Annotated in this window: 18 protein-coding genes; 7 read left to right on the forward strand and 11 right to left on the reverse strand. The window is 72.3% G+C overall.

Annotated elements, in window-relative coordinates; all coding sequences use genetic code 11:
• Positions 1 to 80 precede the first annotated feature (80 nt).
• Together ABZX65_RS12005 and ABZX65_RS12010 are read right to left on the reverse strand one after the other, a co-directional pair.
• Positions 81 to 2,225: a biotin carboxylase N-terminal domain-containing protein gene (locus tag ABZX65_RS12005; RefSeq protein WP_355337228.1), complete on the reverse strand. Its 2,145-nt coding sequence runs from the start codon at positions 2,223 to 2,225 to the stop codon at positions 81 to 83.
• 47 nt (positions 2,226 to 2,272) lie between these two features.
• Positions 2,273 to 3,901 (reverse strand): carboxyl transferase domain-containing protein, encoded by a 1,629-nt coding sequence (locus tag ABZX65_RS12010; protein ID WP_355336998.1) that lies wholly within the window; start codon positions 3,899 to 3,901, stop codon positions 2,273 to 2,275.
• Positions 3,902 to 3,985: 84 nt separating this feature from the next.
• On the opposite strand from ABZX65_RS12010, the gene ABZX65_RS12015 reads away from it, so the two are divergent.
• The 3 genes from ABZX65_RS12015 to ABZX65_RS12025 all read left to right on the forward strand — a co-directional run bounded on the left by ABZX65_RS12015 (position 3,986) and on the right by ABZX65_RS12025 (position 6,768).
• Positions 3,986 to 4,606 carry a TetR/AcrR family transcriptional regulator gene (locus ABZX65_RS12015; protein ID WP_355337000.1) on the forward strand — a complete coding sequence of 207 codons (621 nt, stop codon included), beginning with the start codon at positions 3,986 to 3,988 and terminating at the stop codon, positions 4,604 to 4,606.
• Positions 4,607 to 4,673: 67 nt separating this feature from the next.
• Positions 4,674 to 5,831, forward strand: coding sequence for an acyl-CoA dehydrogenase family protein (locus tag ABZX65_RS12020; protein ID WP_355337002.1), 1,158 nt, complete (start codon positions 4,674 to 4,676; stop codon positions 5,829 to 5,831).
• Positions 5,832 to 5,883: 52 nt separating this feature from the next.
• The gene (locus tag ABZX65_RS12025; protein ID WP_355337004.1) at positions 5,884 to 6,768 is read left to right on the forward strand and encodes an acyl-CoA thioesterase II; all 885 of its coding nucleotides are present in this window, start codon (positions 5,884 to 5,886) and stop codon (positions 6,766 to 6,768) included.
• Between the two features lie 111 nt (positions 6,769 to 6,879).
• On the opposite strand, the gene ABZX65_RS12030 is transcribed toward ABZX65_RS12025, so the two are convergent.
• The 3 genes from ABZX65_RS12030 to ABZX65_RS12040 all read right to left on the reverse strand — a co-directional run bounded on the left by ABZX65_RS12030 (position 6,880) and on the right by ABZX65_RS12040 (position 9,782).
• Entirely contained in the window at positions 6,880 to 8,181 is a 1,302-nt protein-coding gene (locus tag ABZX65_RS12030; protein ID WP_355337006.1) for a sensor histidine kinase, read from the reverse strand.
• A gap of 2 nt (positions 8,182 to 8,183) precedes the next feature.
• Positions 8,184 to 8,873 (reverse strand): response regulator transcription factor, encoded by a 690-nt coding sequence (locus ABZX65_RS12035; RefSeq protein WP_355337008.1) that lies wholly within the window; start codon positions 8,871 to 8,873, stop codon positions 8,184 to 8,186.
• Between the two features lie 90 nt (positions 8,874 to 8,963).
• Positions 8,964 to 9,782 (reverse strand): phosphatase, encoded by an 819-nt coding sequence (locus tag ABZX65_RS12040; RefSeq protein WP_355337010.1) that lies wholly within the window; start codon positions 9,780 to 9,782, stop codon positions 8,964 to 8,966.
• A gap of 172 nt (positions 9,783 to 9,954) precedes the next feature.
• Between ABZX65_RS12040 and speB the strand changes: the two genes are divergently transcribed.
• Positions 9,955 to 10,914, forward strand: a complete 960-nt coding sequence (speB, locus tag ABZX65_RS12045; protein WP_355337012.1) for an agmatinase — start codon at positions 9,955 to 9,957, stop codon at positions 10,912 to 10,914.
• A 289-nt stretch (positions 10,915 to 11,203) separates the two neighbouring features.
• A complete protein-coding gene (locus ABZX65_RS12050; protein WP_355337230.1) occupies positions 11,204 to 15,082 on the forward strand; it encodes an ABC transporter ATP-binding protein in 3,879 nt (1,292 codons plus the stop codon).
• A 97-nt stretch (positions 15,083 to 15,179) separates the two neighbouring features.
• Here the strand turns inward: ABZX65_RS12050 and ABZX65_RS12055 are convergent, their stop codons facing one another.
• The 6 genes from ABZX65_RS12055 to ABZX65_RS12080 form a co-directional block, all read right to left on the reverse strand.
• Positions 15,180 to 15,902, reverse strand: coding sequence for a hypothetical protein (locus tag ABZX65_RS12055; RefSeq protein ID WP_355337014.1), 723 nt, complete (start codon positions 15,900 to 15,902; stop codon positions 15,180 to 15,182).
• Between the two features lie 7 nt (positions 15,903 to 15,909).
• A complete protein-coding gene (locus tag ABZX65_RS12060) occupies positions 15,910 to 16,833 on the reverse strand; it encodes a LysR family transcriptional regulator (RefSeq protein ID WP_355337016.1) in 924 nt (307 codons plus the stop codon).
• A 5-nt stretch (positions 16,834 to 16,838) separates the two neighbouring features.
• Complete coding sequence (locus tag ABZX65_RS12065) at positions 16,839 to 17,636, reverse strand: sugar phosphate isomerase/epimerase family protein (protein ID WP_355337018.1); 798 nt, start codon at positions 17,634 to 17,636, stop codon at positions 16,839 to 16,841.
• Positions 17,637 to 17,721: 85 nt separating this feature from the next.
• On the reverse strand, positions 17,722 to 18,432 hold the full coding sequence (locus ABZX65_RS12070) for a VWA domain-containing protein (RefSeq protein WP_355337020.1): 711 nt from the start codon (positions 18,430 to 18,432) through the stop codon (positions 17,722 to 17,724).
• Between the two features lie 54 nt (positions 18,433 to 18,486).
• Positions 18,487 to 19,452, reverse strand: a complete 966-nt coding sequence (locus ABZX65_RS12075) for a bifunctional helix-turn-helix transcriptional regulator/GNAT family N-acetyltransferase (protein ID WP_355337022.1) — start codon at positions 19,450 to 19,452, stop codon at positions 18,487 to 18,489.
• A gap of 86 nt (positions 19,453 to 19,538) precedes the next feature.
• Positions 19,539 to 20,624: a LacI family DNA-binding transcriptional regulator gene (locus ABZX65_RS12080; RefSeq protein ID WP_355337024.1), complete on the reverse strand. Its 1,086-nt coding sequence runs from the start codon at positions 20,622 to 20,624 to the stop codon at positions 19,539 to 19,541.
• Positions 20,625 to 20,893: 269 nt separating this feature from the next.
• Here ABZX65_RS12080 and ABZX65_RS12085 point away from each other — a divergent pair, with 269 nt between their 5' ends.
• Both ABZX65_RS12085 and ABZX65_RS12090 read left to right on the forward strand, forming a co-directional pair.
• A complete protein-coding gene (locus tag ABZX65_RS12085) occupies positions 20,894 to 22,045 on the forward strand; it encodes a Gfo/Idh/MocA family oxidoreductase (protein ID WP_355337026.1) in 1,152 nt (383 codons plus the stop codon).
• Positions 22,042 to 23,196 (forward strand): dihydrodipicolinate synthase family protein, encoded by a 1,155-nt coding sequence (locus tag ABZX65_RS12090; RefSeq protein WP_355337028.1) that lies wholly within the window; start codon positions 22,042 to 22,044, stop codon positions 23,194 to 23,196. Before ABZX65_RS12085 ends, ABZX65_RS12090 begins: the two co-directional genes overlap by 4 nt.
• The last annotated feature ends 12 nt before the right edge of the window (positions 23,197 to 23,208 follow it).

Below are 23,208 nucleotides of genomic sequence, written 5' to 3' on the forward strand. Positions count from 1 at the left end.
GCCGCCGGTCGCGTCCGTCGTCGTACCCGCGGCGGCGCTGGTGGGTGTCCCGGACGCGGCCGGGCTCCGGTCGGCGGTGCTCATGACGCCTCCCCGGCAGTCGGTGCGGCAGCCGGCGCGGTGGTCTGACCGGCAGCGGGTGCGGTGGTCCGCGCGGCGTCGGATGCGGTGGTCCGCGCGGCGGTCGGTCCGGCGGGCGGCTCGGGCGCTGTTCCGGCGGCTGCCGCGGGTGTTGCCGCCTCGGCCGGGTCCTGCGCGGCCGACGGGGCGACCACCGCCAGCACCTGGTCCATCGCCACGGTGCTGCCCGCGGTGACGTCGATCTCGGACACCGTCCCGTCGTGCGGGGCGGTGATCACGTGCTCCATCTTCATGGCCTCCACCACCAGCAGGCTCTGGCCCGCCACGACCTCGTCCCCCTTGCCGACCTTCACCACCGTGACCGTGCCGGGCATCGGCGCGGTCAGCGCGCCGCCCCCGCCCCCGCCCGCGGCGCCGCGCAGGGCCGCGGCCACCGGGTCGTACGCCCGTACCCACCAGCCGTCGCCGTCCCGGCCCAGCCACTCGCCCGCGTGCCGGAAAGCGGTCACCGTGCCCTCGCGGTGGAGCAGCGCGCGCGGTCCGTCCAGCGTCAACCGGGCCGCCGTGGCCGGTCCTTCGCCGATCCGCACCAGGCCGTCACGGACCCGTACCGTCACCGGCTCCCGGCCGGGAACCCGCAGGTGGTGCACCGTCCAGGCCGCCTCGCCGCCCAGCCGCCAGCCGCTCGGCACCGAGAAGGGGTCGGTCCAGCCGCCCGCGTCCGGGGCCGGGGCCAGCGCGGCCTGCCGCAGCAGCGCCGCCGCCGCGTACACCTCGTCCGGCACGCCGGGCGGCAGCAGCTCGGCGGCGTCCCGGTCGATCAGCCCGGTGTCCAGCTCGCCCGCGACCACCGCCGGGTGGGCCAGCAGCCTGCGCAGGAAACCGGTGTTGGTGTCCAGGCCCAGCACGACGGTGTCCGCCAGCGCGGCCCGCAGCCGTCGCAGCGCCGTGGCCCGGTCGGGGCCGTAGGCGATCACCTTGGCCAGCATCGGGTCGTAGGCCGTGCCCACCTCCGTGCCGACCGCGAGACCCGAATCGACGCGCACTCCGGGGCCGGTCGGTTCGGCCAGCGCCACGACGGTGCCCGCGGACGGCAGGAAGTCCACCCGGCCGTCGCCCGCTCTGGCGGTCTCCGCGCAGATCCGCGCCTCCATGGCGTGGCCGGTCATGGCGATGGCCCGCTGTCCGAAGCCCAGCCGCTCGCCGCACGCCACCCGGAGCTGCCACTCGACCAGGTCGAGCCCGGTAACCAGCTCCGTCACCGGGTGCTCCACCTGGAGGCGAGTGTTCATCTCCATGAAGAAGTACGCGCCGGGGTCGGCGCCGGGGACGATGAACTCCACCGTGCCCGCGCCCGTGTAGCCGCAGGAGCGGGCGGCCTGCACCGCGGCCTCGCCCATCGCCTGCCGGGTCGCCTCGTCGAGCAGGACCGAGGGGGCCTCCTCGATCACCTTCTGGTGCCGTCGTTGCAGCGAGCACTCGCGCTCGCCGAGGTGCACCACCGAGCCGTGGCCGTCGGCCAGGACCTGGATCTCGATGTGCCGCGGGCGGTCGATCCACCGCTCCACCAGCAGCGTGTCGTCGCCGAAGGAGCCGCGCGCCTCGCGCCGGGCCGCCGCGATCTCCTCGGCCAGCAGGGCCTCGTCGCGCACCAGCCGCATGCCCTTGCCGCCGCCGCCCGCCGAGGGCTTGAGCAGCACCGGCAGGCCGATCTCCCGTGCCGCGTCGGCCAGTTGGTCGTCGGTGAGCCCGCTGCCCGTGCTGCCGGGCACGACCGGGACGCCCGCGGCCCGGACCGTCTCCTTGGCGCGGATCTTGTCGCCCATCAGCTCGATGGCCTCGGCGGGCGGTCCGATGAAGACCAGGCCCGCCTCGGCGCAGGCGCGGGCGAAGGCCGCGTTCTCCGCCAGGAAGCCGTAGCCGGGGTGGACCGCCTGGGCACCCGCCTCCACGGCCGCCCGTACCTGCTCGGCGGCCGACAGATAGTTCTCGATCCGTACCGCGGTGTCCGCCTCGCGTACGTGCCGGGCGTCGGCGTCGGCGTCGGTGAAGACGGCGGCCGAGCGGACGCCCAGCTCCCGCAGGGTCCGCAGCACGCGGACGGCGATCTCGCCGCGGTTGGCGACCAGGACGGTGTCGAACATGGGGCTCGCGCTCCCGGCGGTTGCGGTGTTCATGGTCGGCACGCCCCTCACATCCGGAAGACGCCGTAGCCGGGCGCACCCGGATCGGCGGTCGGAAGGGGGGCGTTGGCGCAGGCGGTGAGGGCCAGGCCGAGGACGGTACGGGTCTCCAGCGGGTCGATCACACCGTCGTCCCAGAGCCTGGCGGTGGCGTAGTAGGCGTTGCCCTGCGTCTCGTACTGCTCGCGGACCGGGGCCTTGAACGCCTCCTCCGCCTCCTCGCTCCACTTCTCGCCCGCGGCGGCGAGCTGGTCGCGCTTGACGGTGGCCAGCACGGACGCGGCCTGCTCGCCGCCCATCACCGAGATCTTGGCGTTGGGCCACATCCACAGGAAGCGCGGGCTGTAGGCCCGGCCGCACATCGAGTAGTTGCCCGCACCGTAGGAGCCGCCGATCACCACGGTCAGCTTGGGCACGCGCGCGCAGGCGACCGCCGTGACCATCTTCGCGCCGTGCTTGGCGATGCCGCCCGCCTCGTACTGGCGGCCGACCATGAAGCCGGAGATGTTCTGGAGGAACAGCAGCGGGATGCCGCGCTGGTCGCACAGCTCGATGAAGTGCGCGCCCTTGAGGGCGGATTCGGCGAACAGGATGCCGTTGTTGGCCACGATGCCGACCGGGTGGCCCTGGATGTGGGCGAAGCCGGTGACCAGCGTGGTGCCGTACTCCGCCTTGAACTCGGCGAAGCGGCTGCCGTCCACCAGCCGCGCGATGACCTCGCGGACGTCGTACGGGGTGCGGGAGTCGACCGGTACCGCGCCGGTCAGCCCGGCCGGGTCCACGGCGGGCGGCTCCGCGGGCCGTACCGTCCACGGCGGCGCGCCGCGCGCGGGCAGGGTGGCGACGATGTCGCGGACGATGTCCAGCGCGTGGGCGTCGTCCTCGGCGAGGTGGTCGGTGACGCCGGAGACCCGGGAGTGCACCTCGCCGCCGCCCAGTTCCTCCGCGGTGACGACCTCGCCGGTGGCCGCCTTCACCAGCGGCGGACCGCCGAGGAAGATCGTGCCCTGATTCCGTACGATCACCGCCTCGTCGCTCATCGCCGGGACGTAGGCGCCGCCCGCGGTGCACGAGCCCATGACGGCGGCGATCTGCGGGATGCCGCGCGCGGACATGGTGGCCTGGTTGTAGAAGATCCGGCCGAAGTGGTCGCGGTCGGGGAAGACCTCGTCCTGCCGGGGGAGGAAGGCGCCGCCGGAGTCGACCAGGTAGACGCACGGCAGCCGGTTGTCCAGGGCGATCTCCTGGGCGCGCAGATGCTTCTTGACCGTCATCGGGTAATAGGTGCCGCCCTTGACCGTGGCGTCATTGGCGACGACCACGACCTCACGTCCCGCGACGCGGCCGATCCCGGCGATCACCCCGGCGGCCGGTGCCTGCCCGTCGTACATCCCGTCCGCGGCCAGCGGCGCCAGCTCCAGGAAGGGCGAGCCGGGGTCGAGCAGCCCGTCCACCCGGTCTCTGGGCAGCAGCTTTCCGCGCGCGGTGTGGCGGGCGCGGGCTCTCTCGCCGCCGCCGAGCCGCGCGGCGGCCAGCTTGTCGCGCAGGTCCGCGGTCAATGCGGCATGAGCCTGCGCATTGGCCTGATACGCCTCTGACGCCGGATCTGCGGCGCTGGACAGGGCGGGTGCTGCCATGGTTCGGCCCCCCGGATGTTAGCGAGCGTTAACGTGATGACTCCACGTTAACGCTCGCTAACTCGGTTGTCTAGACTCGATCTCATGAACCCGACGAAGACGGCGGAGAACCGTCGCGAGCAGATTCTCCGAGAGGCCGCCCGGCTCTTCGCCGAGCGCGGCTTCCACGGGGTCGGTGTCGACGAGATAGGCGCCGCGGTCGGCATCAGCGGCCCGGGTCTCTACCGGCATTTCGCGGGCAAGGACGCCATGCTCGCCGAGCTGCTGGTGGGCATCAGCGGCCGGCTGCTGACCGCGGGCAAGATGCGGGTCGCCGAGGCGACCGGGCCCGTCGAGGCGCTGGACGCGCTGGTCCGCGGCCATATCGACTTCGCGATCGACGACCGGCCGCTGATCACGCTGCACGACCGCGAGCTGGACCGGCTGCGCGACTCCGACCGCAAGCTGGTCCGCCAGCTCCAGCGGCAGTACGTCGAGGAGTGGGTCGCGGTCGTGCGGCTGGTGCATCCGGGCGCCACCGAGCTGGAGGTGCGCGCGGCCGTGCACGCCGTCTTCGGTCTGCTCAACTCCACTCCGCACCTCGGCGAGCGCGGCGGACTGCCCGGCAGGACCGCGATGGCGGCCCTGCTGCACCGGCTCGCCCTCGGTGCGCTGGACGCGCTGGACGGTCTGGACAGCACGGCCGACTGGCGGGTAACTTACTGAGCGCTTGCTTAATGCTCGATTGTCGACCGCCCCGGCAGCGGACCCGGTCGCGGATGGGAGGCGCGCTGTGCGTCGTACGGTGTTCAACGAGGACCACGAAGCGTTCCGCGAGACGATACGTGCCTTCATCGAGGCCGAGGTCGTCCCCGTCCACGACGAGTGGCTGGCGGCTGGCCTGGTCCCGCGCGACTTCTACTACAAGCTCGGCGAGCTGGGCGTCTTCGGCATCGAGGTGCCCGAGGAGTTCGGCGGCGCGGGCGAGCACAGCTTCAAATTCCAGGCCGTCATCAGCGAGGAGTGCGCCCGCGCGGGCGTCAGCTTCGGCGGCAGCGGGGTCCACGTCGGCCTCTGCCTGCCCTACGTGATGGCCTACGCCACCGACGAGCAGAAGAAGCGCTGGCTGCCCGGCTTCGTCAGCGGCGAGACGATGTTCGCCATCGCCATGACAGAACCCGGCACCGGCTCCGACCTCGCGGGCATGAAGACGACGGCCAAGCTCTCCGCCGACGGCACGCATTACGTGCTCAACGGCGCCAAGACCTTCATCACCGGCGGCGTCCACGCCGACCGCGTCATCGTCTGCGCCCGCACCGCCCCCGCCACGCCCGAGGACCGCCGCGCGGGCATCTCCCTGTTCGTCGTGGACACCAAGGCCGACGGATACGCGGTCGGCCGCAAGCTCGACAAGCTCGGCCTGCGCACCTCCGACACCGCAGAACTCTCCTTCTCCGACGTCAAGGTCCCGCTCGAGGACCTGCTCGGCGAGGAGGGCAAGGGCTTCTCCTACCTCGGACAGAATCTCCCGCAGGAGCGGCTGGGCATCGCCGTCGGCGCGTACGCCCAGGCCGCCGCCGCGATCCGCTTCGCCCAGGCGTACGTCCAGGACCGGACCGTCTTCGGCCAGACCGTCGCGTCCTTCCAGAACACCAAGTTCGAACTCGCCGCCTGCAAGGCCGAGGTGGACGCCGCCCAGGCCGTCGTCGACCGCGCCCTCGAAGCGCACGACAAGAAGGAGCTGTCGGCAGCGGACGCCGCCTCCGCCAAGCTCTTCTGCACCGAGGTCGCCGCCCGCGTCATCGACCGCTGCCTCCAGCTCCACGGCGGCTACGGCTACATGAACGAGTATCCGATCGCCCGCCTGTACGCCGACAACCGCGTCAACCGGATCTACGGCGGCACGAGCGAGGTCATGAAGTCCATCATCGCTAAGTCGATGGGCCTGTGACCGTAGACCCATCCGTGAGAAAGCCGGCGGACGCGTGAATGCCGAAAGACCCGTGAACGACTCCCGGGATCCGCTCCAGTCCCTGCTCGATCTGCTCGACCTGGAGCGGATCGAGCGGGACATCTTCCGCGGTGTCAGCCGGTCGGCCGTGGTGCCCCGGGTCTTCGGCGGCCAGGTCGCCGCACAGGCCCTGGTCGCCGCGGGCCGCACGGCGCCCGAGGACCGCGGCGCGCACTCGCTGCACGCCTATTTCCTGCGGCCCGGCGACCCCGGCGCGCCGATCGTCTACCAGGTCGACCGGATCCGCGACGGCCGCTCCTTCACCACCCGGCGGGTCGTCGCGATCCAGCACGGCCAGCCGATCTTCCACCTCTCGGCGTCCTTCCAGGTCCACGAGGAGGGCCTGGAACACCAGGAGCCGATGCCGTACGCGCCCGACCCGGAGACGCTGCCGACGGCCGAGGAGATGCTGCCCGTACACGCCGCGCGGTTCCCCGACCCCACCGTGGTCGACCGGATACTCGAGACCCGCGCGGCCGTCGACCTGCGTTACGTCGAGTACCCGCCGTTCCTCACCGCGGGTGTCATCCGCGAACCGAGCTCCCAGGTCTGGTTCCGCGCCCGCGGCAAACTGGCCGACGACCCGCTGCTCCACGTCTGTCTCGCCACCTATGTGTCGGACATGACCCTGCTCGACTCGGTCCTGCTCGCCCACGGCCGCGGCGGCTGGACCGTCGGCGACGTGGTCGGCGCGAGCCTGGACCACGCCATGTGGTTCCACCGGCCCTTCCGGGCCGACGAATGGCTGCTCTACGACCAGCAGAGCCCGTCCGCCTTCGGCGGTCGCGGCCTCGGCACCGCCCGGATCTACACTCGCGACGGGCAGCTCGCCGTCTCGGTGATCCAGGAGGGTCTGGTGCGGGTGCCGCGCGACTGACGCTCACCCTTTCGGGTGAGCGCGGATTTCCGCTCCCGGATACGAGACACGCGCGGCGTTGCGGCTCGGCGGTTTCGGAGCCGCGCGCGGGCTCTGATCGCGCGGCTCCGCCTACGCCGCCTCGACCGCCGGTCCGACCGGCAGCGTCGCCCGTACGAGAAAGCCCCCGGTCGCCGCGGGCGACGCGATGAATTCGCCGCCGAGCTGCACCGCCCGCTCGCGCAGCCCGGCGAGACCGTGGCCGCCCGAGGGCAGGGCCGGTCCCGGCGCCGCCGACGCGGGTCCGTTGCGCACCTCCACCACCAGCACGTCGCCGCTGTGCCGCACCAGGACGCGGGTTTCCGCGCCGGGCGCGTGCTTGCGGATGTTGGTGAGCGCTTCCTGCACGATGCGGTACGCGGCGTGCTGGACGTCCGACGGCAGGCGGGCGGCGTCGGCCGGGGCCATGGCGCCGGGCAGTTCGCCGTGCGTGCCGGGTCCCGCGGCGGCGACCAGCGCGGGGATGCCCGCGAGGCCGGGGCCCGCATCCAGCGGCTGCCCCGACGTCACCGGCAGCCGCAGCAGCCCCACCATCCGGCGCAGCTCGTCCAGCGCGTCCCGGCTCAGCTCGCGCACCGCCCCGGCCGCCGCCCGCCCCTGCGGTCCCCGCGCGGTCGCCTCCAGGGCGCCGGACTGCACGGCGATCAGGCTGATGTGGTGCGCCACGGTGTCGTGCATCTCGCGGGCGAGCCGGGCCCGCTCCCGTACCACCGCCTGTTCCGCGGCCAGCTCTCTCTCCCGTTCCCTGCTGGCCGCCAGCTCCTCCAGCCGCCCGGCCAGCTCGCGCCGCGAGGCGGCGAACAGGCCCAGCGCGGTCGGCGCCAGGGCCAGCAGCGAGGACAGCATCACCGCGAGGATCGTGTCCGACAGCCCCCAGGGCGCCGGGGCGCGGAACGGCCAGGGCACGCAGGAGACCGTCGCCGCGAGCAGCGCGCAGCCACCGATCAGCAGGGCGCGGCGAGATATCACGCGCTCACCCGAACGGGTGAGCGTGGCCGATGAGGTAGCGGCCGTCGTCCCGGGTGGTAGGAGAGCCGCCGAGGCGAAGGACGTGGCGGGCGGCGCACCGGAAGGCGCGCTCTTCGAGGGCCGGGCCGGAGAAAACGGCCACCCTTGTGCGCGGTGACGGTCGGGGCCGCCCGCGGCGATCTCGTAGAGCGCGCCCATCGGCGAGAACCAGATGTAGCCGAGCGAGAGGGCGGGCAGGGTCGCGGCGAAGGCGATCAGCGGGAAGCGGTGCCGGAACAGCAGCGCCAGCGTGCCCAGGGCCGCGAAGGCGAACGAGACCGGGCCGCCGAAGGAGCGCGTCGCCCACACCTCGGTCGCGGAGAGGGCGAACAGCGCGGCGTCCGGCAGGGCGACACGTGGCTTCACGATCACTTCGGCACCCGTACCAGCCCCGCCTGGTGCGCGACGACGGCGGCGGCCACCCGGTTGGGCGCGGCGAGCTTCCGCAGCACCGCGCGCACATGGTCCTTGACGGTGCCGACCGAGATCCCCAGCTCGGCCGCTATCCGGGCGTTCGGCAGCCCGGCCGCCAGCAGCCGCAGCACCTCGGTCTCGCGGTCGGTCAGCGGCGCCAGGGCCGCGGCGTGGGCGGACGCCTCGGGCGTACCGGGCCCCTTCGCGCCGTCGGAGCCGGGCGGACCGCCCAGGAAGCCGTCGACGACCGCGCGGCCCACGGTGGGGGTGAAGACGGTGCCGCCGCGCGCCATGACGCGTACCGCGTCGATCAGGGTGCCGACCGCGGTGTCCTTGAGCAGGAAACCGGTGGCGCCCGCCGCCATCGCCGCGCGCAGATGGGCGCTGGTGTCGAAGGCGGTCAGCATGGCGACGGCGGGCGGCGAGGGCAGTGCCCGCAGGGCGCGCAGGACGGTCAGTCCGTCGTCGGGCGGCGGCATCACCGCGTCCAGCAGGACGAGGCCGGGACGCGTCGCGGTCACCGTCCCGACGGCGTCGTGCCCGTCGCAGTCCGCGACCACCCGGATGTCGCCGGAGGATTCGAGGATGCTTCGCAGGGCGGCCCTGACCAGTGCTTCGTCATCGACGATCACGACCTGGACCACTGCGCCTGCCTTCCTCGCCCCCTCTTGACCCTGATGTTCCTTTTGTTCCTTCATTGATGGTAGCGAGCGTAGCGACGGACCGGGACCGCGTCAGTTCCGCGCGGCCTGACCTGCGGCGGTCAGATCGGCGGTCGCCAGCAGATACGCGGTCAGCGGCGCGTAGTGCTGCGGCGGCACATTGTCGTCCAGCGGGACGGTCACCAGCAGGCTGCCCTCCGCCTCGCCGACGAAAAGGGCCGGGTCGTTGCAGTCCGCGAAGCCGACCGTGTCGATGCCGCGCTCGCCCGCGTACCCCGCCCAGCCGTGGTCGGCGATCACCAGATCGGGCAGCGGCTCGCCGTCGCGCTCCAGCGCGTCCAGGATCTCCCGCATCGGGTCGGGCGAGTGGGTGTGCACCAGACCGCCCGCCCGGTGGACCATGGAAACGGACGCCAGGTGCCGGATCTCACCGCCGTCCGCGTACAGGCGCTCCGACGGGGTGATCAGCGTGCAGCCCGCCTCGCGCAGCGCGGCGGCCAACTCCCAGTGGACGGCGAACAGACCCGCCGGGTGACCGGTCGCCACCAGCACCCTGGAGCCGTTTTCCGCCGCCTTGTGCAGCACATCGGCCATCCGGTCGAGCGCGTCGATCGTCAGCTCGGGATCGATGGTGTCCTGCCCGTGCCGGTGCCCGGGATCGGCGACGACACCGCACCGTTCGGCCATCAGCTCCAGCACCGCCGCCTGGTCGTCCCAGCGGTCACCCAGCTCCAGGCCGAACCAGTAGTAGCGATTTCCCTCGGCCAGCGCCCGGAAGTGGTCGAGGTTGTTCTCGCGGCTGGTCGCCACGTCGCCGGCTATCCGGGTGCTGGTCAGATGGGCGACGAGGGCCTGGCGGGTGGGTGCTGCGGCAGCTGGATCCATGGGCATGCGCACATTGTCCCGCTCCGCCGCTCGGACGTGCGTCCGGCCGGGGATCGACGCCGAGGCGTAATCGGAACCCCCGATTGGAGGAAACGTACATTCCGGTGGCTTCCGGCGGCCACGTAGGGTCGGCCTCGCCCCTCAGGCGGGCGATCCCCAACGAAAGAGGCAACCACCCATGAGCAGCGCAGAGCCGCGCGGCCCCGTCGACTCCTCGCGTATCCCGCGCTACGCGGGACCGGCCACCTTCGCGCGCCTGCCGCGCCTGGACGAGGTCGGTGCCGCCGACGTCGCGGTCGTCGGCGTGCCCTTCGACTCCGGCGTCTCCTACCGGCCCGGCGCGAGGTTCGGCGGCAACGCGATCCGCGAGGCGTCACGGCTGCTGCGCCCGTACAACCCGGCGCAGGACGCGTCGCCCTTCGCGCTCGCCCAGGTCGCGGACGCGGGCGACATCGCCGCCAACCCGTTCGACATCAACGAGGCCGTGGAGACCGTCCAGGCCGCGGCGGACGACCTGCTGGACACCGGTGCCCGGCTGATGACGCTCGGCGGCGACCACACCATCGCGCTGCCCCTGCTGCGCGCCGTCGCGCGCAAGCACGGCCCGGTGGCGCTGCTGCACTTCGACGCGCACCTGGACACCTGGGACACCTACTTCGGCGCCGAGTACACCCACGGCACGCCCTTCCGGCGCGCGGTCGAGGAGGGCATTCTCGACACGTCGGCGCTGTCGCACGTCGGCACGCGCGGCCCGCTGTACGGCAGGAAGGACCTGGACGACGACGAGAAGATGGGCTTCGGGATCGTGACGTCCGCCGACGTCATGCGGCGCGGTGTCGACGAGGTCGCGCAGCAGCTCAGGGAGCGTGTCGGGAACCGTCCGCTGTACATCTCGGTCGACATCGACGTGCTCGACCCGGCACACGCGCCCGGCACCGGCACCCCGGAGGCCGGCGGGCTCACCTCCCGCGAGCTGCTGGAGATCCTGCGGGGCCTGGCCGACTGCCACCTGGTGTCGGCCGATGTCGTCGAGGTCGCCCCGGCCTACGACCACGCCGAGATCACCTCGGTCGCGGCCTCGCACACCGCCTACGAGCTGACGACGATCATGTCCCGGCAGGTCGCCGCGGCCCGCTGACGGCCCCTCCAGGGCCGCCCCGCGGGCCTGTCCGCGGCCCCTCGGCGGCCTGGCCGGCGTCGCCCCGGGGACTACGACCAAGGTCGCACCGCCCCACGACCTTGGTCTCCCAATTGTTGCGGGAGGATGAAACGCGCACGCCGGAGCGTTGCAGCCTCCGGCGGCAACGGGTGGACGGACGGGCTGGAGGACGCGGGTGGCAAGGTCGTTGACCAGGGCGAGGACGACGAAGGAAGGTCCTGTCCCCGGTGAGGGGGCGGCGGCGCGGACGCCGAAGGAGCGGGGCTGGCTGTGGCGGCTGACCACGTACTGCTGGCGCTACCGCCGCAATGTGCTGCTCGCGATGGGCGCGTCACTCGGCGGCATGGCGGTGACCGCGCTGGTCCCGCTGGTGCCGAAGCTGATCATCGACGACGTGATCGTCAAACACGACAAGCCGCTCGCGCCCTGGGCGTTCACCTTGATCGCGGCGGCCGTCGTCGTCTATGTGCTCACCTATGTGCGGCGCTACTACGGCGGACGGCTCGCCCTGGACGTCCAGTACGACCTGCGCAATGAGATGTTCCGCTCGATCATGCGCCTGGACGGCCGCCGCCAGGACGAGTTGAGCACCGGCCAGGTCGTCGGCCGCGCCACCAGCGACCTCCAGCTCATCCAGGGTCTGCTCTTCATGCTGCCGATGATGATCGGCAATCTGCTGCTGTTCGTGCTCTCGCTCGTGGTGATGCTCACGCTGTCGCCGCTGCTCACCCTGGTCGCGCTCGCGGTCGCCCCTGCCCTGTGGTTTATCGCCGACCGGTCGCGTAAGCGGCTGTTTCCCGCGACCTGGTACGCGCAAGGTCAGGCGGCGGCCGTCGCGGGCATCGTCGACGGCTCGGTCACCGGTGTGCGCGTGGTGAAGGGCTTCGGCCAGGAGCAGCAGGAGATGGACAAGCTGGAGACGGTCAGCCGCAAGCTGTTCGCCGGCCGCCTCCGTACCATCCGCCTCACCGCCCGCTACAGCCCCGCGCTCCAGGCGGTGCCCTCCCTCGGCCAGATCGGCATGCTGGCGCTCGGCGGCTGGATGGCGACCCGCGGCCAGATCACCCTCGGCACCTTCGTGGCCTTCTCCACCTACCTGGCGCAGCTCACCGGCCCGGTCCGGATGCTGACGATGATGCTCACCGTCGGCCAGCAGGCGCGGGCCGGGGTCGAGCGGGTCTACGAACTGATCGACACCGAGCCCACGCTGACCGACGGCACCAGGACGCTGCCCGCGGACGCCCCCGCCACCGTCGACTTCGACCACGTCACCTTCGGCTACACCGAGGACCGGCCGGTCCTCGACGGCTTCGACCTGCGCGTCGAGCCCGGCGAGACCGTCGCCGTCGTCGGCTCCTCGGGCTCCGGCAAGTCCACGGTCTCGCTGCTGCTGCCGCGGCTGTACGACGTGACCGGCGGCGCCGTACGCGTCGGCGGCGTGGACGTACGGGAGCTGACCTTCGAATCGCTGCGGTCCGCGATCGGCATGGTCCCCGAGGACAGCTTCCTGTTCTCCGACAGCGTGCGGGCGAACATCCTCTACGGCCACCCGGACGCCACCGAGGAGGAGATGCTCGCCGCCACCCGCGCCGCGCAGGCGGACGGCTTCATCTCAGACCTGCCCGACGGCTACGACACGGTCGTCGGCGAGCAGGGCCTGACCCTGTCCGGCGGCCAGCGCCAGCGCGTCGCCCTGGCCCGCGCGATCCTCACCGACCCCCGGCTGCTGCTGCTCGACGACGCCACCTCGGCGGTCGACGCCCGGGTGGAGGCGGAGATCTTCGACGCGCTGCGCGAGGTGATGCGCGGCCGTACGACGCTGCTGATCGCCCACCGCCGCTCCACGCTGGCGCTCGCCGACCGGATCGCCGTACTGGACGCGGGACGCCTGGCGGACGTCGGCACGCACGAGGAGTTGCAGGAGCGCTGCCCGCTCTACCGCGCGCTGCTCACCGACCCGGACGCGCTCGGCGCCGACGTGGTCGACCTCGACCCGGCGGGGCGGATCGAGTGGGAGGCGGCGCAGACGGACATGGCCGCGGCGCAGGCCGAACTCGCGGGTGCGCGGACCGAGGGCTGTACGGACGGCCTCGACGGTTTCGAGTGCCCGCTCGACGAGGACGACCTGGCGCGGGGCGACGGCGCTTCTCTCGATGCTGCGACTCCGGGGGCGGTGACTCCGGAGCTGTGGCCTGCCGACCGGCGCGCCGCGGCCGAGGACGACGACCGGCGGAGCGCCGGCGCGGGCGCCTCCGGGCCGCCGCGGGTCGCCCCCGCCCAGGGCGGCATGGCGGGCGCGCTGGCGGGCATGCCCGCCACTCCCGACCTGCTCGCCAAAGTCGCCGCGCTGCCGCCCGCCCTGGACACCCCGGAGGTCGACGAGGACCGGGCGCGGACCGCCGAGGAGAAGTTCGGCCTCGGCAGCCTGCTGCGCGGCTTCCGCACCCCGCTGCTGCTCAGCCTGGCGCTGGTGGCCGTGGACGCCATCGCGGGACTGCTGCTGCCGGTGCTGATCCGGCACGGCATCGACGCGGGCGTCCGGCAGGCGGCGCTCGGCGCGGTCTGGGTGGCGTCGCTGCTCGGCCTGGTCCTGGTGATCGCGCAGTGGGCGGCGGAGTGGGGCTCGACCCGGCTGACCGGCCGCACTGGCGAACGCGTCCTCTACACCCTGCGCGTGAAGATCTTCGCGCACCTGCACCGGCTCGGCCTCGACTACTACGAGCGCGAGCTGACCGGCCGCATCATGACGCGGATGACCACGGACGTGGACGCGCTGTCGACGTTCCTCCAGACCGGGCTGGTCACGGCGCTGGTCAGCGTCCTCACCTTCCTCGGCATCCTGGTGGCGCTGCTCGCCATCGACGTCCAGCTCGCCCTGATGGTCTTCGCCACGCTGCCGATCCTGATCGTCGCCACCTGGGTCTTCCGCCGTAAGTCGGTGAAGGCGTACGAGCTGGCGCGCGAGCGGATCGCCGTCGTCAACGCCGACCTCCAAGAGCACGTCGCGGGTCTGCGGATCGTGCAGGCGTTCCGGGGGGAGCGGCGCGGGGCGGAACGATTCGCCGAACGCGGTGACGACTACCGGACGGCGCGGGTGCGCGGCCAGTTCCTGATCTCCGTCTACTTCCCCTTCGTTCAGCTGCTGTCCAGCGTGGCGGCGGCGCTCGTCCTGATCGTGGGCGCGCACCGGATCAGCGCGGGGACGCTCACGGCGGGCGCGCTGGTGGCGTATCTGCTCTACATCGACCTGTTCTTCTCGCCCGTGCAGCAGCTCTCGCAGGTCTTCGACGGCTACCAGCAGGCGTCGGTGTCGCTCGGCCGGATCCGTGAGCTGCTGCACGAGCCGACCGCCACCCCGGCCGCCGCCCGGCCGCGTGAGGTCGGAAGGCTGCGCGGCGAGATCGCCTTCCGCGACCTGCACTTCAGGTACGGCGGCGAGGGGGCCGAGGGCGCGGAGGCGCTCAGCGGCGTGAATCTGCGCATCCCCGCCGGACAGACCGTCGCCTTCGTCGGCGAGACCGGCGCGGGCAAGTCCACCCTGGTCAAGATGGTCGCGCGGTTCTACGACCCGACCGACGGCGCGGTGCTGGTCGACGGCACCGACATCCGCGAACTCGACCTCACCGCCTACCGGCAGCGCCTCGGCGTCGTCCCCCAGGAGCCGTACCTCTTCGCGGGCACGGTGCGCGACGCCATCGCGTACGGGCGGATGGGCGCGACCGACGCGGAGGTCGAGGCGGCGGCGCGAGCCGTCGGCGCGCACGCGATGATCGCGACGCTGGAGGGCGGCTATCTCCACCAGGTCGCCGAGCGGGGCCGCAATCTGTCGGCGGGACAGCGGCAGTTGATCGCCCTGGCCCGCGCCGAACTGGTCGACCCCGCCGTCCTGCTTCTCGACGAGGCGACCGCGGCCCTCGACCTGGCCACCGAAGCCCTCGTCAACCAGGCCGCCGACCGGCTCGCCACCCGGCGTACGACGCTGGTCGTCGCGCACCGGCTGAGCACGGCGGCCCGTGCGGACCGGGTCGTCGTCCTCGACCACGGGCGGGTCATCGAGGACGGCACCCACGCGGCGCTGCTGGCCCGCGACGGCCGCTACGCCGAGCTGTGGCGCACCTTCACGGGCGAGGTGCGCGCGGTGGCGTGACGGGAGGACCCGTCGCCCGTGCGACGGAACCGGCGGGTCCCGCCTTCCTGGCCTGCCGCCCTTCTGCCCTTCTGGGCTCCTGGCATCCCGCCTTCGGTCAGCCGAAGGCGGGTCGCGCCGGGATCCGGTCCTTCGGCACCTCGAACACCACCGTCACGCGGAAGTCCGTCAGGCACTCCGCCGTCGGCGTCGGCTGCTCGACGCGCAGCTTCAGCGAGTTGCCCGCCACGCCGAGCGTCGCCGACGTGGCCGCGCTGCACCCGGTCGACTCGGTCCAGCCGACCAGCACGTACCGCCCGAAGTCCGTCGCCGCCCCGCCCGCCGAGATCTCCGCCGCCGTCTTCCCGTCGTTGTGCGCCACGGTGGTGGCGAAACGGTCCAACTCGCCCCGGTCGCGCAGCACCTCGTGCGTCCCCGCGACGGCCCGCACCGACGACGAGAAGTACACGACGCGACTGGCGATCGACCCCGTCCCCGGCGTCACCCCACCCGTGGTGGGGCCACCGGTCGTCGGCGTCGCGGTCGTCGGCTCGGTGGTCGTCGGCGGCGCGGTGGCCGTGTCGCCGCTCGGCGTCACGGGCCCGGTCGTGCTGGACGGCGCGCCGTCCGCCGCGTCCGAGGTGCCGCTCCCGCAGGCGACGGCACCCAAGGTCAGCGAAACGGCCAGTGCCACGGCCCAGGCCGCTCCGCGCTGATTCACCTTCACGGTCAGCATGCCGGTGTGACGGTCCCCGACCCCGCCCGGTTCCGCGATGGCCTCAGGGGCATGGTCACCGCCCGGCTGCGGGCGCGGCGGACGGTGCGGAAATCGTGGGCGCATGCCCCGATCATCCGTCCTCGGCGGCCGATCCGGGCCCAGCCGCCCAATGCGACCTCAACGTGTCGACTGCCGCGACGATCGAGGGCCTGCGCGCGGCCCCCGTCCGCCACAGCGCGTACAGCCGCCGCACCGGAGCGGGCTCCAGCGGTACGACCGCGACGCCCTCGGGCACCGGTCCCCGCCCCAGCCTCGGCACCAACGCGATACCGAGCCCCGCCCCCACCAGCGCCAACTGCGTCCCGTACTCGCCAACCTGGAAGGCCATGTCCGGCTCCGTCCCGGCCTCCCGCAACGTCCGCACCAGCCAGTCGTGGCACACCGACCCCGGCGGCTGGCAGATCCACCGCTCGTGCGCCACATCCGCCCGCGTCAGCGACGCCCGCTCGGCCAACCGGTGCCCGGCAGGGACCAGCACGTCGCACCGGTCGTCCCCGATGACCGCCCGCTCCAAGCCCGGCGGGGCGGGCAGGGGCGCGATGTCCCAGTCGTGCGCCACGGCCAGGTCGACCGCCCCGCGCGCCACCAGGTCCACCGACAGATGCGCGTCCACCTCCAGCAGCCGGAGCTCCAACGCGGGGTGCGCCGCGGTCAGTTCCGCCAGCACTCCGGGCAGCAGCCCGCAGGCCGCCGTCGGGAACGCCGCCAGCGTCAGTCGTCCCGTGGGTCGTCCGCGCTGCTCCTCCAGCGTGACCTCGGCCGCCTCCACGATCGACATCAGCCGTTGCGCGGTCTCCACCAGCAGATGCGCCGCGTCCGTGAGCGCCACCCCGCGCCCGTGCCGCTCCAGCAGCACGGACCTGGTCTCCCGCTCCAGCTTGGAGATCTGCTGCGAGACCGCCGACGGCGTGTAGCCGAGCGCTTCGGCCGCCGCGCCCACCGACCCGTGGACGTGCACCGCGTGCAGCGCCCTCAGCCGCGCCAGATCGAGCATGCCGTTCAGGCCGAGTCGGCCAGCAACCGGGACAGGTGCTCGCGCGCCGGGCCGAGCAGCCCCGCCAACTCCGGCACCTGCGGATACCAGCGCTTCTCGTACTCCCAGCACAGCCAGCCGTCCCAGTCCGCCCGGCTCAGCACCTCGACGGTCTCCGCCAGCGGCAGCACCCCGGCCCCCAGCGCCAGCGGCGTGGTGTCCGCCGCCGAAGCGATGTCCTTGACCTGGACATAGCCCAGGTACGGGGCCAGTGCCGGATAGGTCGTGGACGGCTGCTCTCCCGCCAGCCAGGTGTGCATTACGTCCCAGATCGTGCCGACCCCCTGGTGTCCGACCAGGCCCAGGATCCGCGCGACATCGGCGCCGCCGCGGTGCGAGTCATGGGTCTCCAGCAGCACCCGCACCCCGAGGTCGGCGGCGACCGGCGCCACCGCGGCGAGCCTGCGCGCGGCGACCGCGTCCGCCTCCTGCGACTCGGTGTCGCCTCCGCCGGGGAACACCCGCACGTAGGAGGCCCCCAGATCGGCCGCGAGGGTCATCGCCGCGCCGATCTGGTCGAGCACCGGCTGGTCGTCCCCGGGCGCGGCCACCTTGGCGTAGGCGGCCACGGTGAGGATCTCGACCCCGGCCTTGCCGAACTGCTCGACCACGTCGGCGCGTTCACCTGCCGAGAGACCGGGGTGGACCGGTTCCTCGTCGCTGGCGCGCAATTCGACGCCGTGGAAGCCGTTTTCCGTCGCGAGCCGCACCACCTGCTCGATGGGCAGGGCCGGGACGCCGAGAGTGGAGAAGGCGAGTTTCATTCGCCGGACACTAGGCACCGCTTCCTGCCGGGTCAACCGCGTTCGGCCCCGCCCGACCCGTGTTCAGCCCCTGCTCGGCACCTGTTCAGCCGCCGACGATGCCCTGCGCGCGGGCCGCCGCCAGCCAGTCGGGGAACTCTGCCATGAGCTGGTCGTACAGCACCGCGTCCGATATCGATCGCGGGTCCTTGCCCGCGGGGAAGAACCCCGCGTTGTCCACCACCCGTTTGGCGGGTACCGGCAGTTCGTCCAGCCGCCGCAGGAAGCGGAATTCGTCGTCCCCGAATCCCACGAACTGCCAGAAGATCGGCAGCTTCGCCGCCTTGCACAGCACCTCGATGGTCGCGCCCTTGTTGATCGGCCCGCCGTCGGTCTGGAACACCACGAACGCGGGCGCCGTCGACCCCGACCGCTGATAGTGCTCGATGACCGCTTCCATGGCAGCCGCGTAATTGGTGCGACCCATATGGCCGTACGCCTCATTGAGCTTGTTGATCCGGCCGCCGTACCGCGTCAGCGACACCTCGTCCACACCGTCGACCTCGGTGGAGAAGAACACGACGGGGACGATGCCGTCGTCGTCGAAATGCGCGGCCAGGCCGAGTGTCTGCTCGGCGAGATGCTGGACGGTGCCGTCGTTGTAGAACTCCCGCATGCTGCCCGAGCGGTCGAGCACCAGATAGACCGCGGCGCTTTCGCCCGACAGTCGGTGCTTGTCCAGGCTGACGGCCGCCTGCTTGTAGAGGCTGACCAGACCGGGCGCGGTCTGCTCCACCTTCTGCATCGAAATCGCCATGGAATCCCCCTGTACCGTGTCTGCGATGTCGTGTCGGCCCCGCGGCGCTGTCCCCTACAGCGCCAAGTGCCAGTCCTGCCCCATGAGTTCGCGGCCGAAGCTGTGATGCCGCTGCTCCGCGACGAGTTCGAATCCCGCGCGCTGATAGATCGTTCGGGCGCCGGCCAGTATGTCATTGGTCCACAGGACCAGATCGGTGTAGCCGGCGGAGCGGGCGAAGGCGATGCATTCGTCCACCAACAACTTGCCTATGCCGTGTCCCCGGGCGGCCGGATCGACCAGCAGCAGCCGTAGCCGCGCGGTGTCCGGCTCCTTGTCGCGTACACAGAAGACGCAGCCCGCCCGCTGTCCGTCGAGTTCGGCGATCCACACCGCGTCGCGCTCCGGATCGCGATGGGCGGCGAAGTCCGCGACGATCTGGGCGACCAGCGCCTCGTACTCCTCGTTCCACCCGAACTCCGTCGCGTAGACCTCCGCGTTGCGCTCGATGGACCACCCCAGATCGCCGGGGCGCGCGCCGCGCAGCACGACCCGCGACGCGGACGGCTCGCCGCCGGTGGCCGGGGCACGGCCGTCGCCACCGCTGTCGCCGCTGACGGTGTTGTCGCGCAGTATTTCCCGAACCGTCCGCATCGCCTCGGACAGCCGCGGCCGGTCCTGCGGACGTATGCGGTCCACCAGCGAGCCGACGGCTTCCTCCGACCGCTCCTCCAACAGCGACGCGGCCTGCCTCCCGTGCGTGGTCAGCTCTATCCGCTGCCGCCTGGCGTCCTGTTCTGACGGGCCGCGGGTGACCAGTTGCCGTTCCTCGAATTTGGCCAGCATCCGGCTGAGATGGCCCGCGTCCAGCGACAACTCCACCCGCAGGTCGGCCGCGTCGGTCCGCGGGGCGTGCGCCAGCTCGTACAGCACGCGCGCCTCGGTGAGGGTGAACGGTGTGTGCAGGTGGCGGCTGTAGTCGAGCGCGCCGATCAGGTTGGTGTAGAAGCGGTTGAATTCGCGGATCTCCCGGACGGCCATGATCAATCCCCCATTTCCTTTGCCTGAGTCAAAGGTAGGCGGACGCGGGGCCGGGCGGAAGACCCCTCCGAAACCTGTGGATAACTTCAGTCGGACCGGCCCGACGGCGGCGCGGTCGACCCGCGGACCATGAGTTCCGTACGGATCGTGGCGACCCCGCCCGGCGGCGGGGACAGCCGCCCCATCACCAACCGCCCGGCTCGCGCGCCCGCCTCCTGCAAGGGAATGCGGACCGTCGTCAGGGCCGGGGAGACATCGGCGCTGAACGGCAGATCGTCGAATCCGGCGACCGACACGTCACCGGGAATGCTCAGCCCCTGGTCCCGCAGCGCCGCGCACACGCCGAGCGCGACCGTGTCGTTCGCGGCCACGATCGCGGTCAGACCCGCGTCCCGCCGCAGCAGTTCGAGCGCGGCGTCGTAACCCGACGCCCGGTCGTACGTCCCGTGCACCGTCAGCCGCTCCGCGTACGCCTCCGGATCCGAGGTGATCCGGGTGCCGCTCGCGGCCTGGGCCGCACGGTGGCCCTCCAGCCGGTGCCGGGAGGTGCTGCGCTCGACCGGCCCCGTCACGTAACCGATTCTGCGGTGGCCCAGGGACAGCAGGTGCTCGGTCAGCCGCCGCGCGCCGCCGCGGTTGTCGAAGGCGACGGTGGCCGCGACGAGCCCGCTGTCCGGCAGGGTCAGCGGGGGACGGCCGCACAGCACGACATTGGCGCCGGACGCGGCGAGCCGGGTGAGCCGCGCGGTGACCGCCGCCGTGTGCTCCGCGCTCTCCACGGCGCCCCCGGTGAGGACCACGCCCGCCGCGCGCTGGCGTTCGAGCAGCGTGAGATAGGTGAGTTCGGCCTCGGGGGATCCACCGGTGTTGCACACGACGGCGAGCTTGCCGCCGCCCGGCGCCGCGCCCGCGCTGATCTCGGCCTGGACGGCGCTCGCGATGAGCCCGAAGAAGGGGTCGGCGACATCGTTGACGAGGACGCCGACCAGGTCGGAGGTGGCGGCGGCGAGGGCCCGCGCCTGGCCGTTGACGACATAGTCCAGTTCGGCGACGGCGCGCCTGACCCGCTCCCGAGTGCTTCCCGCGACCGGGTAGTTGCCGTTCAGAACACGGGACACGGTCGCCGACGACACTCCGGCGCGCGCCGCCACATCGGCCAGAGTCACTGCCATCTCGGTCCGGTCCTTCTGTAGGGGGTGGTGGGCGTGAGGGGCGCCGTGAGGTGCGCGTTCCCGCTCGCAGGGGCACATGGTCTCACTTCGTGGACGCGAGGGGGAGCGGTGGCGCATGTGAGAGAAAGCGCTTCCATTCACCACCAGGAGACTCTTGTCGAACGCAGGCCGTGGCAGCTAGCGTGAACGAGAAGAAAGCGCTTGCTATCGCCGTGCTGGTGACCGTGGGCGCGTTCCCTGCACCCGGCAGCGACGAGAGGACTTGTCACGTGACACGCAGGACAGTGCGGATCGCCATGAACGGCGTCACCGGGCGGATGGGATACCGGCAGCACCTGGTCCGCTCCATCCTGAGCCTGCGTGAGCAGGGCGGACTCGACCTCGGCGACGGCACCACACTGTGGCCCGAGCCGATCCTGCTGGGCCGGCGCGAGCACGCGCTGCGGGCCATGGCCGAGCGGCACGGCATCGAGCACTGGTCGACCGACCTCGACGCCGTCCTCGCCGACCCCTCCGTCGACATCTACTTCGACTCGCAGGTGACCGCGGCCCGCGAGACCGCGCTGAAGGCGGCCATCGCCGCGGGCAAGCACATCTACTGCGAGAAGCCCACCGCCACCTCACTCGACGGAGCGCTGGAACTCGCCCGGCTCGCCACATCCGCGGGCGTCAAGCACGGCGTCGTGCAGGACAAGCTCTTCCTGCCGGGCCTGCTGAAGCTCAAGCGGCTCATCGACGGCGGCTTCTTCGGCCGGATCCTGTCCATCCGCGGCGAATTCGGCTACTGGGTCTTCGAAGGCGACTGGCAGAGCGCCCAACGCCCCTCCTGGAACTACCGCTCGGAGGACGGCGGCGGCATCGTGGCCGACATGTTCCCGCACTGGGAGTACCTGCTGCACGAGCTGTTCGGCCGGGTCCGTACCGTCCAGGCGCTGGCCACCACCCACATCCCGCAGCGCTGGGACGAGAAGGACAAGCCGTACGACGCCACCGCGGACGACGCCGCCTACGGTGTCTTCGAACTCGAGGGCGGCGCCGTCGCACAGATCAACTCCTCCTGGGCGGTGCGCGTCAACCGCGACGAATTGGTGGAGTTCCAGGTCGACGGCACGCACGGCTCCGCGGTCGCCGGGCTGCGCAACTGCCGCGTCCAGCACCGTTCCGCCACGCCGAAGCCGGTGTGGAATCCGGACCTGCCCGCCACCGAGTCCTTCAGGGACCAGTGGCAGGAGGTCCCGGACAACGGCGACTTCGACAACGGATTCAAGGTCCAGTGGGAGCTGTTCCTGCGGCACGTCGCGCTCGACGAGCCCTGGCAGTGGGACCTGCTGGCCGGTGCCCGGGGCGTCCAGCTCGCCGAACTCGGCCTGGCCTCCTCCGCGCAGGGCCGCCGCTTCGAGGTTCCGGAGCTGGCCCTGTGAGCATCCTGCTGCCGGACGCGTCCGGTGAAACGCGCACCTATGTGCCGCGTTCGGAATCCGTCACCTATAGCGCGGATCTTCCGCTGCGCAGCCGTGTCGTGTACTCCGCCGCCCATGTCGTGGCCGACCCGCTGCGGACGGCGGCGGACGAGCCCGCGGCCGTCGACTGGGACGCCACTCTCGCCTTCCGCCGCCATCTGTGGTCGCACGGGCTGGGCGTGGCCGAGGCCATGGACACCGCGCAGCGCGGCATGGGGCTCGACTGGGCGGGCGCGGCGGAGCTGATCCGCAGGTCGGCGGCCGAGGCGCGCGCCGTCGGCGGCCGGATCGCCTGCGGTGTCGGCACCGACCAGCTCACCGGTCCCGCCGCCACACTGGACGAGGTCGCCGCCGCCTACGAGGAGCAGTTGGCGCTCGTCGAGGCGACCGGTTCGCAGGCCGTCCTCATGGCGTCCCGCGCCCTCGCCGCGGTCGCGAAGGGCCCTGAGGACTATCTGCAGGTGTACGGGCGGCTGCTGCGTCAGGCCGGTGACCCGGTGATCCTGCACTGGCTCGGCCCGATGTTCGACCCGGCGCTCGCCGGGTACTGGGGCAGCGACGACCTGGACGCGGCGACCGACACCTTCCTCGACGTCATCAAGGCCCACCCGGACAAGATCGACGGCGTGAAGATCTCGCTGCTCGACGCGCGGCGCGAGGTCGAACTGCGCCGCCGCCTGCCGCAGGGCGTGCGCTGCTACACCGGCGACGACTTCAACTACCCCGAGCTGATCGAGGGCGACGAACAGGGCTTCAGCCACGCGCTGCTCGGCATCTTCGACCCGCTCGCGCCCCTGGCGTCGGCTGCCGTCAGCGCCCTCGACACCGGGGACGCCGCCGGTTTCCGCCGCGTTCTCGACCCCACCGTCGAGTTGTCCCGGCACCTGTTCCAGACACCGACACGCTTCTACAAGACCGGTGTCGTCCTGCTCGCCTGGCTGGCCGGGCACCAGTCGCACTTCAGCATGGTCGGCGGTCTCCAGTCGGCCCGTTCCCTGCCGCATCTCGCCCGCGCCTACGAACTGGCCGACCGGATCGGCCTGTTCCCCGACCCCGGACTCGCCGAGGCTCGGATGCGCGGCCTGCTCGCCGTATACGGAGTGGACGCATGACCGTACCGACGT

Source organism: Streptomyces sp. NPDC003300 (genome assembly GCF_040610915.1).
Lineage (GTDB): Bacteria > Actinomycetota > Actinomycetes > Streptomycetales > Streptomycetaceae > Actinacidiphila.